The following is a 15711-nucleotide window of genomic DNA, read 5'->3' as shown; positions in this document are numbered from 1 at the left end:
CTCATGCCTACGGCGTGATCCGGGTACAGCGACGGCCTTCTTCGGATGGGCCCGGTAAAGCCACGGTTGCGTTCACTCTGCGGGTGCTGGGCCCATGCCGGAGCCGGAGCCCGGCACGGCGGAGGATCCCGGCCCGGATTCCGTGCCGGATGGTGTGTTGATCCGTTGGGAACTTCGGAGATCAACTCTCCGTCCGCTCACGCAAACGGCCCCGGACGAGGAGTCCGAGGCCGAGCAGGAGCCCCTCCCGGGAGGAACCCCAGGTCAGAGCGGCAATACGTTGTGCCCCCGGCAGGATTCGAACCTGCGACACCCGCTTTAGGAGAGCGGTGCTCTATCCCCTGAGCTACGAAGGCGGGGATCCGTAGGAGAACCCGGCGGGAGTGGTGGCCTCAGCCCTCGTCCCGGTCGCGTTCGCCCACTGGTCCAATGTGCCCCGGCGGACCGGCGCACCGCCGTCAGTGTAGCGGGTGCGGGGTGGGCGGGCGTGGGGCTGCCGGGGGAGTGGCCCGGCCTGGCCGGGGGGAAGGCGATGGGCGAAGGGGGCGGACCGCCTTCAGGGAGTGGGGCCCGCCGGTGGTCCAGGCCGATCGCGCGGGAGACCCGGGACAGATCGGCGTCGCCCGGCGCGGTCGGCGGGGTGTCGACGCAGGCGAAGAGCGTCTCCGCGCCGAGGACGGCGATCCCGTGGGACGCGCCGGTCGTGGTCCTCTTCCGTTCTTCCGTTCCCGCACCGGCGGGGTCAGGTGCGGCGGCCCTGGTTTCTCGGATGGTTGCGGGCGGTGCGCTCGTTGCCGAACTTGTACGCGCCCGTCCAGCGCGCCATCACCTCCTGTGCGTCGCCCGACTCCACCTCCTCGGCGAACTTCGCCGCCCGCTCGCCCCGCAGGGTCGCGGCCTTCCGGCGGCGGTGGGTGATCACGATGGTCCCGTCGGCCCGGGTCACGTAGCTGAAATCCGATGGGTTCGGCATGGGGTCTCGTCCGTTCCGTTCCGTCCGTGCGTCGGTCAGGTGTGCTGGGTGCGTCCCTCGGCGCTCACGCCGTGTTGTCCGTCCGTGTCGCCGCCCATGACGCGTGCTGGGGGAGCACCCTCGGTACGGAGCCCTCCTCCGCTGCCAGCATGCCCTGTGCGAACAGCCGCACCAGCGGGTGCAGCCGGTAGGCGGGTCCGCGGGGGTGGCGGAGAGCCTCGGCCCAGTGGGCGGAGGCCAGGTCGGCCAGCAGGTCGTCGGCCTCCTCCGGACCGGTCCCCAGGAGGCGGGCCACCGTGCCGGGCTCCACCGGATGCGGGCCCGGCGCCGAGAGGAACCGCAGCGCCCGGCGGGCCGGCGGGGCCAGCCGGCCGTACGCGTCCGTCAGGCGGTCGCGCACCGACAGGTCGGCGACGGCCAGCTCCGCCAGGGTGCGGTCGGGGTCGCCGAGCCGGTCGGCGTACCGGGACAGCGGCAGGTGCGGTCGCGCCATGACCTTCGCGCCCGCGACGCGCAGGGCGAGCGGCAGGCCTGCGCAGGCGTCGACGACCGCGGCCGCGGCGGCGGGTTCGGAGTCCGTGAGGGACGTGCCCGCCAGCCTGGTGAACAGGGCCCGTGACTCCGGCGGTGTCAGCGGGGCCAGCACCGTACGGCTCACCCCCTCCAGCGCGTACAGGCCCGACCGGCTGGTGATCAGCACCGCGCACCCGTCGGTCACGGGCAGCAGGGGGCGCACCCCCCGTTCGTCGGCCGCGTCGTCGAGCACCAGCAGCAGACGGCTGTCCGCGGTACGGCTGCGCCAGGCGCGGGCGCGACCGTCCGGGTCGGCGGGGATCCGGTGCGGTGCCACGCCGACCAGCCGCAGCAGTTCCCCCAGCGCCTCGGCCGGGTCCAGCGGGCGCGGGCCGGAGCCGCGCAGGTCCAGGTGGATCTGGCCGTCCGGGTAGGAGCGCTTGACGCGGTGGGCCGTTTGGAGCGCCACGGACGTCTTGCCGATCCCGGGCATGCCGGTCACCACGTGGACCGCCTGGTCCGGGCGGCGTGGACGGTGGCCGGCCAGCGCGGTGGCCAGCCGGATGACCTCCTGGTCCCGGGCGGTGAAGTCCGCCGGTGCGGGCGGGAGTTCGGCCGGGGGTGGAACGGTCTCCGCGCGTGCGGGCGCGGTCGGTCGGGTGGCCCGTACGGTGGTCCCGCCGCGCCGCGGAGGCCCGGCCGTTGGTGCCTCCCGCGCACTCCTCGCCGTACGGGACAGCAGCGACGGGTGGCCCGTCAGCAGCGCCTGCTGCAGCCGGCGCAGTTCCGCCGAGGGCTCCAGGCCCAGCTCGGCGGCCAGGGTGGCGCGGGCCGCCCGGTAGGCGGCCAGCGCGTCCGCCTGGCGGCCCGACCGGTACAGCGCCGTCATCAGCTGGCCGCGCAGCCCCTCCCGGAGCGGGTCGGCGGCGATCAGCGCGATGAGTTCGGGGATGAGGGCGGCATGCCGGCCGAGCTCCAGATCGGCGTCGATCCGCCGCTCCAGGGTGACCAGCCGCTCCTCCTCCAGCCGGTCGCGCTCGGCGTCGGCGAGCGGGTCGCAGACCCCGCCCAGCGCCACGCCCCGCCAGACCGCCAGGGCCCGGCGCAGCTCCCCGGCGGCGGTCGCCGGGTCCCCGGCCGCCAGCGCCTGGGCCCCGCGTGCGGCGCGCTCCTGGAACTCCAGGAGGTCCACCCGTACGCCCTGTTCCGGCAGCCGGATCAGATAGCCCGGCCGCCGCCGCTCCACCGCGACCCCGGGGCCCAGCAGATGGCGGACGCGCGAGGCGTAGGTGTGGAGCTGGGCCGGGCAGGTGGCGGGCGGGTGGTCGCCCCAGAGCAGGGCGGTCAGCCGGGTGTCGCTGATCACCCGGCCCCGGGCGAGGATCAGCGCGGCCAGTACGGTGCGGGGTTTCGGCCCGCCGAGTTTGACCGGCGCGTCGCCGCGCTGGGCCTCCACGGGGCCGAGCAGGTTCAGGTGCAGGGTCTCCACCGGGATCACCGCCGTGGCCGCCCCGGTCACGGGCCCCATATGTTGCCGTTCGGCGTGGAGCCGGCGAGTTTGCCGTCCAGGCCGCCGGTCACCGGCAGGGCCGTCTGGGCCCGGAGCGTCGCCGTGTGCGTGTCGCCGGCCGTCGCCCCGGACGCCGTTCCCGCCCCCAGCAGTACGGCGCCGAGCGCGGCCGCCGCGCACACCGTCGTGAACGTGGTACGGATGAGAGTCTGCATGGTTCCCCCTGAACGCATCGGCTGAGCAGTGTGGTCCGGGTACGTCCGCCGGCCGGGCCGGCCAGGTGCGCGCCCCTCCCCTTCGACCGGCGCGCCGTCCCGGTGAGGACACTCTGCTCGCAGCCCCCGGCCTTGCCCAGGGGTTTCCGTTGACAGGGACCTGCAATGGCAGGACGAGGACACGCCCGCCCGGCCGGGTCAGCCCTCCAGGGCCAGCAGCTCCACCAGCAGCGTGAGCGGGATCGCCGAGAGCCTTCTGAGCCGCAGACCCCGCCTCGTACAGCGCTCCAGCAGCGCGTCGGCCGCCCGTTCGGACTCGGTGAGCGTGAGGTGGGAGAGGAAGAGCACCGCGTCCAGGCAGAGCGCGGCGTCCCGCAGGGGGGCCGGATCGGACGGTGGGGGTGCCCCATCGGACCGCGGGGGAGCCTGGTCGGACGGTGGGGGTGCCCCATCGGACCGCGGGGGAGCCGGATCGGGCGGTGGGGGTGCCCCATCGGACCGCAGGGGGGCCGGAGCTGGTGGCAGGGGGGCCTGATCGGGTGGCAGCGGTGTGGGGCATGGCGGCCGGGAGGGCTGGACGTAGATGTGTTCCACCCCGTCCCCGGGAAGGGCCGCCCTGGACAGCAGACCGCGTACGTCGGCGGGGGAGAGGCGGGCGGCGGATTCCAGCCGGATGTCTACGAGGTACACGGCCCTCCCGCCCTCGGGAAGGAGCGCGTCGCCCGGTGCGGCGCGGCCGTCGTACGTCCCTGGCCTGCGCGGACACCCGCCCGCGGCCCCGAGCCGCCGCAGCCGATGCTGTCCAGAATCGGCCATGGCGTATATTCTTCGCCCGCATCCGCGTCCGTGACCACGCGCGTGGAAGCGTTGTGCGGTGCGACCCACCGCCACTCTGGGGGAGGGGAACCATGCTCGGTCGACTGGGGATCGGCCCGGATGAGGAAGCGGTCTACCGCGCCATGCTCAAGGACGGGCCGGGAGCCGTCGCCGGGCTCGCCGACGCCCTGGGGTGGCCGGAGGCGCGGGCGCGCTCCGCGCTGGACCGGCTGGCCGCGCTCTCCCTCGTACGGCCTTCGGCGGACGGCGGGCCGGGGCGTCCGGTCGACCCGGAGGTGGGACTGGCGTCGCTGCTCGCCAGCCAGGAGACCGAACTCCTGGAGAAGGAGAGGCAGATCAGAGCCAGCCGGATCGCCATGGCCGGGCTCCTCGCGGACATCCGCGCCACCGGCCAGGGCGTCTCCGAGGTGCAGAAGCTGCGCTCGATGGACCAGATCCAGTCGAAGATCGAGCATCTGGCCGGGACCTGTACGAGCGAGATCGCCGCGTTCGTCCCCGGCGGGGGCCAGAGCGCGGAGCATCTGGAGGCGGCCCGGCCGCTGGACACCTCGACCAGCGACCGGGGGGTGCGCCTCCGGTACATCTTCCTCGACAGCTGCCGCAACTCCTCCGCGACCAGGGAGTACGTGGCCTGGCTGGGGGAGCGCGGCGGGCTGGTGCGCACGGTGCCCCGGCTGCCGCTGCGCATGCTCATCTACGACCGCAGCCGGGCGATCGTGCCGATGGACGCCACCGCCGCGGACCGGGGGGCGCTGGTCTTCGACGGAACCGGGGCGCTGACCGGACTCCTCGCCCTCTTCGAACAGACCTGGCAGCAGGCGAAGCCGCTCGGCGAGAGCACGGCCGAGGCGCCCGCCGGCCAGGACGGTCCGCTGAGCCCGCCGGAGCGGGCCGTGCTCGATCTGCTCACGGAGGGGTTCACCGACGAGGCCATCGCCCGCCAGCTCGGCGTCTCCGTGCGGACCGTACGGCGCGTCACCGCCGATCTGATGCACCGGCTGGGGGCGCGCAGCCGCTTCGAGGCGGGGGTGCTCGCCACCACCAAGGGGTGGGTGGGCGTGTGACCGCCGTCGGCCGCGCCCGCCCGCCGACCCCCGACCTGTCACCTGTGTCCCCGTTCCGGTAGCTCCTGCCGCGAAGAGTGGCAGCGGCTTCTACATTTCCTCTGCACCGGCGAGCTGCAGGTCCGCCAGGGCGCTCCCGGAGCGCAGGTCCTCCAGGGGAGCCCCAGGCCGCAGCTCCTCGGCCGCGGACTCCGGGCGGGTGCGGAACCAGTCGATCGTGGCGGTCAGGCCGCGCTCCGTGGTGAACTCGGCCGCCCAGCCCAGCTCTTCACGTGCCTTCGTGGTGTCGGGGCGGCGGATCGACGGGTCGTCCGTGGGGCGCGGTACGTGCACGATGCCGGAGGCGGAACCGGTGAGGTCCCGGATCCACTCGGCGAGCCGGAGGACCGATATCTCCTCCTGGTTGCCGAGGTTGACCGGGCCCGCCAGCTCCGATTCCGTCATCCGCACGATGCCGTCGACCAGGTCGGGCACATAGCAGAGCGAGCGTGTCTGGGAGCCGTCGCCGGCCACGGTGATCGGCTGCCCGGCCAGCGCCTGCCGGATGAAGGTGGGCACCGCGCGGCCGTCGTGGGCGCGCATCCGGGGCCCGTAGGTGTTGAAGATCCGGACGATTCCGGTGTCGGTGCCGTACGTCCGCCGGTAGGCCATCGTGATCGCCTCGGCGTACCGCTTGGCCTCGTCGTACACCGAACGCGGCCCGACCGGGTTGACGTTGCCCCAGTAGCTCTCCGGCTGCGGGTGCACCAGCGGGTCGCCGTACGTCTCCGAGGTGGACGCCAGGACGAACCGCGCGCCCTTCTCCCGGGCCAGGTCCAGCAGGTGCCGGGTGCCCTCGGAGCCCACCCGCAGGGTCTCCAGGGGCAGTCGGTGGTAGTCGACCGGAGAGGCGGGCGAGGCGAGGTTGATCACGGCGTCGACCGGGCCCTCGACGCTCTGCGGGCCCGCCGTGACATCGGCCTCGACCAGCCGGAACGCGTCGCCCATCAGATGGGCCACGTTGTCGGGGGAGCCGGTGACGAAGTTGTCGACGCAGAGCACCCGCCAGCCGTCCGCGAGCAGCCTTTCGCACAGATGCGACCCCAGGAATCCCGCTCCGCCGGCCACCACCGCTGTTCTCGTCATCGTCCTTCTTCTCCCTGTCATCCGCACAGACTCCGTCATGCGCACGAGATTTATGCGGCGGAGTTCCATGAGTCCCCCGCTTCCTCTGGGATTTGACCGCAAGGAAACGACTCCCGCAAGCCTGCGTATTTCATGGAGCAGGGGCCGTGTGAGTTCCTCATACGGCAGGTGAGATCTTCACATCCGGTCGGCGTATGGCTTCCTCACGGGTAATCGGTGAGCCCGGCACTACCGGACCCCTCGCGCTTTCGTGAGACTCCAGGTGTCAACAGCGGAGGCGGATGCGGCTCCACCGCGGAGCCGTTCTCCGGGAATGTCCGCAGCGCCTGAATCGAGGGGAAGTTCACCGTGTCGCAGAACAGCATCACCGCCGAGAACGTGGAAGAGCTGATCGCGAAGAACATCGCGGAGCGGTTCGCCGACGACCACGAGGTGCTCGGGCTCTCCCAGCACTTCCGCCGCGAGGGGTACGTCAAGCTCCCCGGCCTGGTCTCCCCGGAGGTCTTCGAGGCGGTCGCCGCCGAGACCCACGAACTGATCGACACCCACCAGAAGCGCATCGACATCCGGCTCAAGGAGACCGGTGACTCCCCGCGCTACATGTCCACGGTCGGCCAGAAGGCCATCGCCACGGACGGCTCGCTGATCCCGGCCGTCTACGAGTCCCCCGCGCTCAAGGAGTTCCTCTCCCGGCTGGCGAAGGAGGAGGTCATGAGCTGCCCGTGGGACGAGGAGAAGTACATCATCACCCGCCAGCACCAGAAGGGCGACACCCACGGCTGGCACTGGGGCGACTTCTCCTTCACCGTCATCTGGCTGATCGAGGCCCCGTCGCTGGAGTACGGCGGCATGCTCCAGTGCATCCCGCACACCGACTGGAACAAGGACGACCCGCGCGTCCAGGAGTACCTCCAGAAGCACCCCATCCGCAGCTACGGCCACGCCAGGGGCGAGCTGTACCTGCTGCGTTCGGACACCACGCTGCACCGCACGGTCCCGCTGAACGCCGACAGGACCCGCATCATCCTGAACACCTGCTGGGCCAGCCGCGCGGACCAGGAGAAGGCGGCCACGCACGAGACCATGAACGCGATGTTCGACTGACCCGGAACCGGAACCGAGAACGGAACCGGACAACGGAACCGGAACCGGACGCGAACAGAGGAACGACGGACGATGGCCAGGATGCCTGCCACGCTTTCCATCACCGCGATGGTGCCCTGTTTCAACGAGGAGGAATGCATAGAGCAGGCATACCTGCGCATCAAGGAGGAGGTGTATCCGTACGGGGACGCCGAGATCCTGTTCGTCGACGACGGCAGCACGGACGGCACCCTCTCCATCATCAAAAGGATCGCCGCCGCCGACCCCCGCGTCAGCTATATCTCATTCGCCCGCAATTTCGGACTCGAATCGGCTTTCACCGCCGGATTCTCGTACGCGTCGAAGGAATGGACCGTACAGCTCGACGCCGATCTCCAGTCGCCGCCCGCCGAGATCCACAAGCTCACCCGCAGGGCCGTGGAGGGCGGCTACGACGCGGTGTTCGCGATCCGCACCGGCCGGCAGGACCCCTGGTACCGCCGACTGGGCACGGTCGGCCACCAGGCCATCGCCACCCGCATCCTCGGCATCGAACTCCCGGTGCACGCCTCGGTGTTCCGGGTGGTCCGCACGGTGGTGGCCCGCAAGGTCGCCGACTGCAGGGTCAGCACCCCCTACTTCCTCGCCACCCTCCCGCTGATCGGCGCGCGCTACACCACGGTGGAGACCGCGCACGCACCCCGCGCGGCCGGGCGGGCCAAGTGGTCGCTGGGGAAGCTGTTCCGGCACGCCGTCGACCTCTTCGTGGGGTTCTCCTACCGGCCGCTCACCCTCATCCACCTCGCGGCCCTGGCCGCGGCGGGCACGGCCGCGGCCCTGGCGGCGGCCGGCAGCGGGCTCCAGCCGCTGGCGCTGGCCTCCGTCCTGCTGCACACGGCGCAACTGGGCGCCCTCGCCCTGCTCGCCCGCTACCTGGTGCGCATCATGCGCGGCAGCGCCGGGCTCCCGCGCTACCAGATCCGCGAGGCCAACGTGCCCGTACGGCCGGGGGACCACCTCTACGCCGACCCCCACACCCATCGGAACGAGTCCACCGGCCGGGCGGCGCCCGCGCCGCTGCTCCAGACAGGGAACCTGCCATGACAAAGCCTCACATCCTCGTGCTGGGCGGCGGCGAGGACCAACTGCCCGCCTACCACGCGGCGCGCCGGCTCGGATACGGAGTCGTCGGCGTCGACCAGCGCCCGCACGCGCTCGGCGCCTCGGCCGCCGACCTGTTCCTCTGCATGACCACCCGGGCCCCCGAGCGGATCGCCGCCATGATCGGCCACCTCCACATCGCCGCGGTGATCTCCCCGGCGAGCGACGCCGCCCAGGAGTCGGTGGCCGAACTGAGCCGACTGCTGGGCACCCCCTACCGGCCGGCTCCGGACGCGGTCCGGGCCTCGGTCGACAAGGGGTACTTCCACGAGGTGCTGGAGGGGCTCGGACTGCCCACCTACGCCTACGTCCAGTCCGCGGACCCGGTGGAGCTGCGCCTCGCCGCCGCCGCGCTGCCCCTGCCCGTCATCGTGAAGCCGAGCGACTCCTCGGGCAGCAAGGGCGTCCAGGTCGTCGCCGACCAGGCCGCGCTGCCGGAGGCCGTCGCCGAGGCCCGTACGTACTCCTTCTCCGGCGAGGTGATCGTCGAGGAGATGCTGCTCGGCCGGCACCTCTCCGCCGAGGCCTTCCTCCGCGACGCCAAGCTCGCGACCATCGCGGTCACCGAGCGCTCCACCACCGGGGCGCCCCACATGATCACCACCGGCCACATGGTCCCGGCCGAACTGGCCCCGGTCACCGAGATCGCCCTGCGCTCCATGGTGATGGACATCTGCGGTGCGCTCGGCCACACGGACGGGCCGGTCAACTTCGACTTCGTGGTGGACCGCACCGAGGAGATCCGCTTCATCGAGATGGGCGCCCGGCTCGGCGGCAACGGCATGCCCCTGCTCGTCCGGCACGCGTACGGCATCGACACCTACGAGGCCGCGCTCCGCCTGGCGCTCGGCCTCCCCTTCGACATCCAGGCCCGTCACGACAGGAAGACGGCCCTCCAGATCCTGACCACCGACACCGACGGCATCCTGCGCGCCGTCGAGGGCGCCGACGAGGTCCGCGCCCTGCCGCAGACGGCCGAGCTGAGGATCTTCCCGACCCCCGGCAGCCGCGTGCGGCGCTACACCCAGGCGGGGCACAAGCTCGGGTACCTGCTGCTCGTCGCCGACACCTACGCGGAGCTGCGCGAGGCGCAGACCAGGGCGAAGTCCCTCCTCCGCTTCGAGGTGGAGCCCGACGCGCCCGCCGCCCCCGGACCGGCCGCCGCGCCCGCCGCCACCCCCATTCGCACCGAACTGCTTACGGAGAAGCGTTGACCACGCTCCGGCGCCATGCGCCCTTCCTGATCCTGGCCGGGCTCGCCCTCGCCTTCGCCTCCGTCGTGTGGTTCGTGATGCCGCACGACCGCGAGGTCAAGAGCCTCGGCATCATGCTCTTCAAGCTGGTGCCCTTCGTCCTCGCCACCGAGGCGCTCGCCCAGCTCGACCCCGAGTGGGCCCAGAAGCTCAGACTGCACCTTTTCGCGCCGCTGTGCTTCATGCTCTACTTCCTCTACTTCGTGCCGAAGATCTTCTTCCACGCGGAGAACCACCCCGAGCTGTACTACTACGTCCTGACGCTGACGCCCTTCCTGATCCTGACCTTCCTCTTCTGCTTCCGGATCGGCGGCGGCGCCGCGCACCTGGTGCGCCGGCTCGGCTACGCGATGCTCCTGATCATGCTCTCGGGCCTGGAGGACCTCGCGTACCTCACGATCAACGAGCACACCGACCCGCAGTGGCAGACCATCCCCGAGGTGTGGACCTGGGCCTCCCACATGACGGTGCGGCTCGGCCACCCGGCCAGCAAGTACGAGGCGTTCGCCCTGATCATCACCCATGTCGTGCTCGCCCTGTTCGTGCTGCTCGCCCCCACCCGCTGGTTCGCCGCACTCGGCCGCCTCGTCCCGGGCCGCCGCTCCGCCGTGTCCGGCACCACCGCCTGACGGCCCGCCCGCGGAAGGGGAGTCGACGAGATGTTCCTCCGAGAGGCCTGGTACGTGCCCGTCACGTTCGCCCGGCAGTACGGGTCCCGGCGCGCCCTGCGCCGACGCCAGCTCAGCCGGCTGAACCGGATGCTGGCCCACGCCAGGACCCGGGTCCCGTACTACCGGGAGCGCCCCGGCTACCGCACCGGGCGGCTGCGCTCCCTCGCCGAGGTGGCGAAGCTGCCGGTCATCGACAAGGAGGTCCTGCGGGACCGGCCCCTGGAGGAGCTTCTCGCGGACGGGGCGGAGCCCGGCGCCCTGCCCACCTTCCGCACCAGCGGGTCCACCGGGCGGCGGGTCACCGTCGTCCACGACCACCACAGCCACGACTACCACCTCGCCTCCTGCGTACGCCGGTTCCTGGCGACCGGGCGCTACCGGCCCACCGACCGGCTCTCCCACATCCGGCCCTTCGCCCCGCCCTCGCGCGGCTACCAGAAGGCCGGGCTGTTCCGCCGCCACGTCCTGCTCACCGACCGGCCGATGGACGAGATCAAGGCCGAACTGCTCGCCGCCCGGCCGCAGGTCGTCATCGGCTACCCGGTCCATCTGCGGGCCCTGCTGCGGGCGCTGGACCCGGACGAACTCGCCGCCCTGCGCACCACGCTGAAGCTGGTGATGACCGAGTCCGAACTGCTCGTACCGGAGCACCGGGCCCTGCTGGAAAGGGAGTTCGGGGCGCCCGTGCACGACGAGTACTCCGCCTTCGAGGTGCTCAACATCGCCTACGAGTGCCGCCACCAGCGGGCCCACCTCGCCGAGGACCGGCTGCTCGTGGAGATCCTCGGCCCGGACGGGGACCCGCTGCCCGACGGGGCGGAGGGGCGGGTCGTGGTGACCGCGTTCATGGAGCGCGCCATGCCGCTGATCCGCTACGACCTGGGGGACGTGGGCCGGATCGACACCCGGCCGTGCCCGTGCGGGCGCCGCTTCAGGACCCTGCGGCTGACGGCGGGCCGCGTCAACGACGCCGTCACGCTGCCCACCGGACGCCAGCTGTACCCGGACACGTTCCTGCACCTGGCCGCGACCTTCCCCGGCATCGCGGAGTGCGGTGTGGTGCAGGACCGTACGGGCGCGGTGCGGCTCCACGTCGTACCGGAGGGGGAACCCTCCGCCGGTGAGTGGGACGAGCTGACCGCTCGGGTCCGGGAGCGGCTGTTCGCCGTGGCCGACTGCGACTTCCCGCTGGAGGTGGCCAGGGCTTCGAGCGTCGAGATCACGGCGGGCGGCAAGGGCCGCTTCGTCACCTCCGAGGCGACGGCTCCCGGTCTCCCCGGCGCGGTGCCGTCGTCCGGCTCCCCCTCCCTCCCCGACGCGGCGGCGGCCTCCGGGCCCGCCCGCCCCGCGCCCGCATGACGGCGGGGCCGCCCGGCGGGCAGCGGGGCCGACGCCCCACCCTCCGGTCGCTGGCCTCGCTGCTCGCCGGGCGCACCGCCTTCCGGCTGGCGCTGCTCGGGGCCAACGCGGCCCTGCTGGCGAGCTGGGGGGATGCCGGGTACGAACCGTACGCCGCGGCCATGGGCACCGCCCAGGTGCTCACCACCCTCACCGCCCTCGGCATCGAGAAGTCCGCGCTGAAGCTCGTGCCCAGGGCCACGCGCACCGGGCCCCAGCTCATCACCGTCCTGCTGCTCTCCGCCCTGCTGCTCACCGGCGCCGCCGTGGTCTGGCTGGGGTGCGCGGCGCTGTTCGTCCGCTCCGGCGACGCGGTCGCGCTGGGCCTGCTCGCCGGCCTGTACGCCGCGCTCCTCGGGCTGAACACCGTGCTGGTCGGGCTCTGCCGGGCCCTGGACCGCAACCGTGCCGACGTCCTGAACTTCGCGGCGCTGTCGCTGGTCATCGCCGTCGGGGCGGGGGGAGTGGCTCTGCTCGGCTGGGGACCGGTGGCCTTCACCGGGTGGATCCTCGGCGGCACGGCGCTGCTCGACCTGGCCCATCTGCCCGCCCTGTACCGGGCCACCGGCAGGCCGGTGCGCGGCGCGGTCGTCCGGCCCGTGGTGACCACCTCCGCCCTGATGGCCTGCGGTGACATCGCGGCGGCGGGGACGGTGAGCCTGCTCTTCCTGATGCTCGGCGCCTCCCGGCACCACGAGCAGACCGGCCATCTGTACCTGATGATCCTGGCCTCGTCCGTGCTGCTCAACGGCTTCGGCTATCTGCTGCGGCTCTTCCAGCCGCATGTGTCCCTGACCCTCCGGTCGGTGGACCCCGCCTCGCTGGACCGCAGGGTGGTCCGGCGGCTGCTGCCCGTCGCGGCCGCCGGAGCGGTGTGGAGCGCCGGGAGCCTGGCGCTGGCGTGGTGGGCCGAGCGGACCGCGCTCGCTCCGCCCCCGGTCGTCGTCCTGCTGCTGTACGTGCTGTGCGTCCCGCTCTTCTTCACCGTGGGCAGCCTCAACTACCTGCTGGAGAACGCGACTCCGCACACCCTGCGGGCCACCGCCCTGAGCGCGCTGGGCGGACTGCTCTGCGCCGTCCTGCTGGGCCTGGTGCTCGTACCGGCGCTGGGCGCGCTGGGCGCGGTGGCCGCGCTCGCCTCGGGCGAGGTGGCCCACGCGGTGCTCGCCCGCCTCCTGCTCCGGAGCCCCCTGTCCGCCGGGCCCCCGCGCGGGAGCCGCCCCGCCCACCGTCGGCAGGAGCCGCCCGCGCGCGTCCCACGGACCCCCGCGGCCGCACCCGCCGCACCCGCCGCACCCGTGCCCACCGCGAACCCCGCCGTGCCGACCGACCTTGGAGCCCCACGATGACCCAGCCTCCGCCGCGCGCCGCGGCACCGCCCGCCTGGCGCGGCATCGTCTACCCCCTGCTGATCTCCGCCGCCGCCATCGGCGTGCTCGCCGCCGCGCTCGCCCTCGGCCTCGGGGCGCCGGAACCGGGCGGTACGGGCGGCGCCGGAGCCGGGCCGCCCGCCGAGGGCCCGCACATCGCCGGGACCGTGCTCCGCGTCGTCGTCGCCCTCGCCGCGGTGGCCGCCGCCGCGACGGCGGGCGGTCTGCTGGCCCGCAAGCTCGGCCAGCCCCCGGTCATCGGGGAGATCGCCACCGGTCTGCTGCTCGGGCCGTCGTTCCTGGCCGGGATCTTCCCCGGCTCGACCGAGCTGTTCTACCCGGAAACGGCGAAACCGCTCCTCGGCGTCCTGGCCCAGGTCGGGCTGATCCTCTTCATGTTCGCCGTCGGCTCCGAGTTCGACGCCTCCCAACTGCGGCGCAGCGGACGGGTCGTGGGCGCGGTCAGCCAGGGCAGCATGATCATCCCCTTCGTTCTCGGGGTGCTCTCCGCCGCTCTGGTCTACCGCGAGTTCGCCGGGGGCGGCATCGGCTTCGTCCCCTTCGCGATCTTCCTCGGTACGGCGATGAGCATCACCGCCTTCCCGGTCCTGGCCCGGATCGTCCAGGAGTCGGGCCTGTCCCGCCACCCGCTGGGCACCATGGCCATGACCTGCGCCGCCGCCTGCGACGTGATCGCCTGGTGCGCCCTGGCCACGGCCATGGCGGTGGCGACGGCGGGCAGCGTCTGGGGCGCGGGCGGCACGGTCCTGCTCGCCGCCGCGTTCGCCGCCGTCGTGCTGATCGCCGGCCGCCCCCTGGTGCGCGCGGCCGACCGGTGGGCGGACCGGGCCCGGGTGTCCTCCGCCGTCCGGCTGCTCGCCCTGCTGCTGCTCGCCTTCTCGCTGGCCTGGGTCACCGACCTGATGGGCGTCCACTCGATCTTCGGCGCGTTCCTGGCCGGGATGCTGGTCCCGCACCGTCCGGGCACCGCGCTCACCGCCGTACAGACCCGGCTCGACTCGGTGAACCGCAGGCTGCTGCTCCCGCTGTTCTTCGTCTCCGTCGGCATGACGGTCGACCTCACCGAGGTGACCGGTCACGCGGGCCTGCTCCTGGCCGGGACCGTCGCGGTCGTCACCGCCGTCGTGGGCAAGCTCGCCGGGACCGCCGTCACCGCCCGCACGGCCGGGCTGCCCTGGCGGATGTCGCTCGGGCTCGGCGTCCTGCTCAACGCCCGCGGCGTCACCGAGATCGTGGTCCTCCGCGCCGGACTCGACGCCGGGCTCATCAACCAGAACGCGTTCACCGTGCTCGTCGTGATGGCCGTACTGACCACGGTCATGACCGGGCCCGCGCTGCACCTGCTGAAACTCTCCCGCCCGTCCGGCGCCGCCCCGGCGGCCGACGACCCGGCCCCCGCACCCGCACCCACCCCCGCCCAGGAAAAGGAAATGGAACCGGCATGAACCTCGACCCTTCCGCACCCGTCTCCCTCGTCACCGGAGGCGCCGGCTTCATCGGCTCGCACGTGGCCCGCGAACTCCTCGCCGCCGGCCACCGGGTCGTCGTCCTCGACGACCTCAGCGGCGGTGAGCGCGCCAACGTCCCCGACGGCGCCGAGTTCCGGCACGGCAGCGTCTGCGACCCCGAGGTCGTCGACGCCGTCTTCGCCGCCCACCGCGTCGACTACGTCTTCCACCTCGCCGCGTACGCCGCCGAGGGGCTGAGCCACTTCATCAAGCGGTTCAACTACATGAACAACGTCGTCGGCAGCGTCAACCTGATCAACGCCGCCGTCAACGCCGGTACGGTCAAGTGCTTCGTCTTCACCTCGTCCATCGCGGTCTACGGCGCCAACCAGCTGCCGATGAGCGAGGACCTGGTGCCCGCGCCGGAGGACCCGTACGGCATCGCGAAGTTCTCCGTGGAGCAGGAACTCCGCGTCACCCACGAGATGTTCGGCCTGCCCTACATCGTCTTCCGGCCGCACAACGTCTACGGCGAGTACCAGAACATCGGTGACCGCTACCGCAACGTCATCGGCATCTTCATGAACCAGGCCCTGCGCGGCGAGGCGTTCACGGTCTTCGGCGACGGCGAACAGACCCGCGCCTTCAGCTACATCAAGGACGTGGCGCCCTCCATCGCCCGGTCCGTGGAGATCCCCGAGGCGTACAACGAGGTCTTCAACGTCGGCGGCGACCACGTCTACAGCGTCAACCGGATCGCCACCGCCGTCTGCGACGCCATGGGCGTGGAGCTGCGCGTCAACCACCTGCCCGAACGCAACGAGGTGCGCGACGCCTACGCCACCCACGAGAAGGCCCGCAAGGTCCTGGGCACCGGCGACCGGCACATCGGCCTGGAGGAGGGCATCGGCAGGATGGCCGCCTGGGTGAAGGAGGTCGGCCCGCAGGAGCCGTCGGTCTTCTCCGGCATCGAGGTGGTGCGGAACCTCCCGCCGTCCTGGCGGGCCGCGCTGGAGGAGCGCCGCGCCATCTGAGATGGCGGCGGACGCACGGGGAGGGCCCGGCCACC

At 72.7% G+C, this 15711-nt stretch carries 14 protein-coding genes and 1 tRNA gene; 9 read left to right on the top strand and 6 right to left on the bottom strand.

Translation table 11 applies throughout. From position 1 onward, the window contains the following. Positions 1-283 precede the first annotated feature (283 nt). The 5 genes from ACQ9ZG_RS13165 to ACQ9ZG_RS13145 all read right to left on the bottom strand — a co-directional run bounded on the left by ACQ9ZG_RS13165 (position 284) and on the right by ACQ9ZG_RS13145 (position 3559). A tRNA-Arg gene (locus ACQ9ZG_RS13165) sits at positions 284-356 on the bottom strand. A gap of 386 nt (positions 357-742) precedes the next feature. Then, positions 743-973 (bottom strand): hypothetical protein, encoded by a 231-nt coding sequence (locus ACQ9ZG_RS13160; protein ID WP_109916613.1) that lies wholly within the window; start codon positions 971-973, stop codon positions 743-745. 64 nt (positions 974-1037) lie between these two features. After that, positions 1038-3014, bottom strand: coding sequence for an AfsR/SARP family transcriptional regulator (locus ACQ9ZG_RS13155; RefSeq protein ID WP_499280544.1), 1977 nt, complete (start codon positions 3012-3014; stop codon positions 1038-1040). Next, a complete protein-coding gene (locus ACQ9ZG_RS13150; RefSeq protein ID WP_109916148.1) occupies positions 3002-3211 on the bottom strand; it encodes a hypothetical protein in 210 nt (69 codons plus the stop codon). Before ACQ9ZG_RS13150 ends, ACQ9ZG_RS13155 begins: the two co-directional genes overlap by 13 nt. Positions 3212-3409: 198 nt before the next feature. Continuing rightward, positions 3410-3559, bottom strand: a complete 150-nt coding sequence (locus ACQ9ZG_RS13145; protein WP_203237968.1) for a hypothetical protein — start codon at positions 3557-3559, stop codon at positions 3410-3412. 560 nt (positions 3560-4119) lie between these two features. Between ACQ9ZG_RS13145 and ACQ9ZG_RS13140 the strand changes: the two genes are divergently transcribed. Then, on the top strand, positions 4120-5112 hold the full coding sequence (locus tag ACQ9ZG_RS13140) for a LuxR C-terminal-related transcriptional regulator (protein ID WP_109916147.1): 993 nt from the start codon (positions 4120-4122) through the stop codon (positions 5110-5112). A 90-nt stretch (positions 5113-5202) separates the two neighbouring features. On the opposite strand, the gene ACQ9ZG_RS13135 is transcribed toward ACQ9ZG_RS13140, so the two are convergent. Then, positions 5203-6237: a UDP-glucuronic acid decarboxylase family protein gene (locus tag ACQ9ZG_RS13135; protein ID WP_258312229.1), complete on the bottom strand. Its 1035-nt coding sequence runs from the start codon at positions 6235-6237 to the stop codon at positions 5203-5205. 348 nt (positions 6238-6585) lie between these two features. Here ACQ9ZG_RS13135 and ACQ9ZG_RS13130 point away from each other — a divergent pair, with 348 nt between their 5' ends. The 8 genes from ACQ9ZG_RS13130 (at position 6586) to ACQ9ZG_RS13095 (ending at position 15676) form a co-directional block, all read left to right on the top strand. After that, positions 6586-7341 carry a HalD/BesD family halogenase gene (locus ACQ9ZG_RS13130; RefSeq protein ID WP_018489986.1) on the top strand — a complete coding sequence of 252 codons (756 nt, stop codon included), beginning with the start codon at positions 6586-6588 and terminating at the stop codon, positions 7339-7341. A gap of 81 nt (positions 7342-7422) precedes the next feature. Further along, the gene (locus tag ACQ9ZG_RS13125) at positions 7423-8424 is read left to right on the top strand and encodes a glycosyltransferase family 2 protein (RefSeq protein WP_499280543.1); all 1002 of its coding nucleotides are present in this window, start codon (positions 7423-7425) and stop codon (positions 8422-8424) included. Further along, positions 8421-9695, top strand: coding sequence for an ATP-grasp domain-containing protein (locus tag ACQ9ZG_RS13120; protein WP_028417472.1), 1275 nt, complete (start codon positions 8421-8423; stop codon positions 9693-9695). The genes ACQ9ZG_RS13125 and ACQ9ZG_RS13120 overlap by 4 nt, the downstream gene beginning before the upstream one ends. Next, entirely contained in the window at positions 9692-10363 is a 672-nt protein-coding gene (locus ACQ9ZG_RS13115) for a hypothetical protein (RefSeq protein WP_028417473.1), read from the top strand. Before ACQ9ZG_RS13120 ends, ACQ9ZG_RS13115 begins: the two co-directional genes overlap by 4 nt. Before the next feature lie 30 nt (positions 10364-10393). Beyond that, positions 10394-11764: a phenylacetate--CoA ligase family protein gene (locus ACQ9ZG_RS13110; RefSeq protein ID WP_499280541.1), complete on the top strand. Its 1371-nt coding sequence runs from the start codon at positions 10394-10396 to the stop codon at positions 11762-11764. Continuing rightward, the gene (locus tag ACQ9ZG_RS13105) at positions 11761-13152 is read left to right on the top strand and encodes a hypothetical protein (RefSeq protein WP_499280539.1); all 1392 of its coding nucleotides are present in this window, start codon (positions 11761-11763) and stop codon (positions 13150-13152) included. Before ACQ9ZG_RS13110 ends, ACQ9ZG_RS13105 begins: the two co-directional genes overlap by 4 nt. After that, a complete protein-coding gene (locus ACQ9ZG_RS13100) occupies positions 13149-14639 on the top strand; it encodes a cation:proton antiporter (RefSeq protein WP_499280538.1) in 1491 nt (496 codons plus the stop codon). The genes ACQ9ZG_RS13105 and ACQ9ZG_RS13100 overlap by 4 nt, the downstream gene beginning before the upstream one ends. Continuing rightward, the gene (locus ACQ9ZG_RS13095; RefSeq protein ID WP_018489979.1) at positions 14636-15676 is read left to right on the top strand and encodes an NAD-dependent epimerase/dehydratase family protein; all 1041 of its coding nucleotides are present in this window, start codon (positions 14636-14638) and stop codon (positions 15674-15676) included. Before ACQ9ZG_RS13100 ends, ACQ9ZG_RS13095 begins: the two co-directional genes overlap by 4 nt. The last annotated feature ends 35 nt before the right edge of the window (positions 15677-15711 follow it).

Source organism: Streptomyces araujoniae (assembly GCF_050871195.1).
Classification (GTDB): Bacteria; Actinomycetota; Actinomycetes; order Streptomycetales; family Streptomycetaceae; genus Streptomyces; species Streptomyces bacillaris.
Note: the sequence above shows the minus strand (reverse complement) of the source record. Positions and strands in the feature narration are given on the sequence as shown.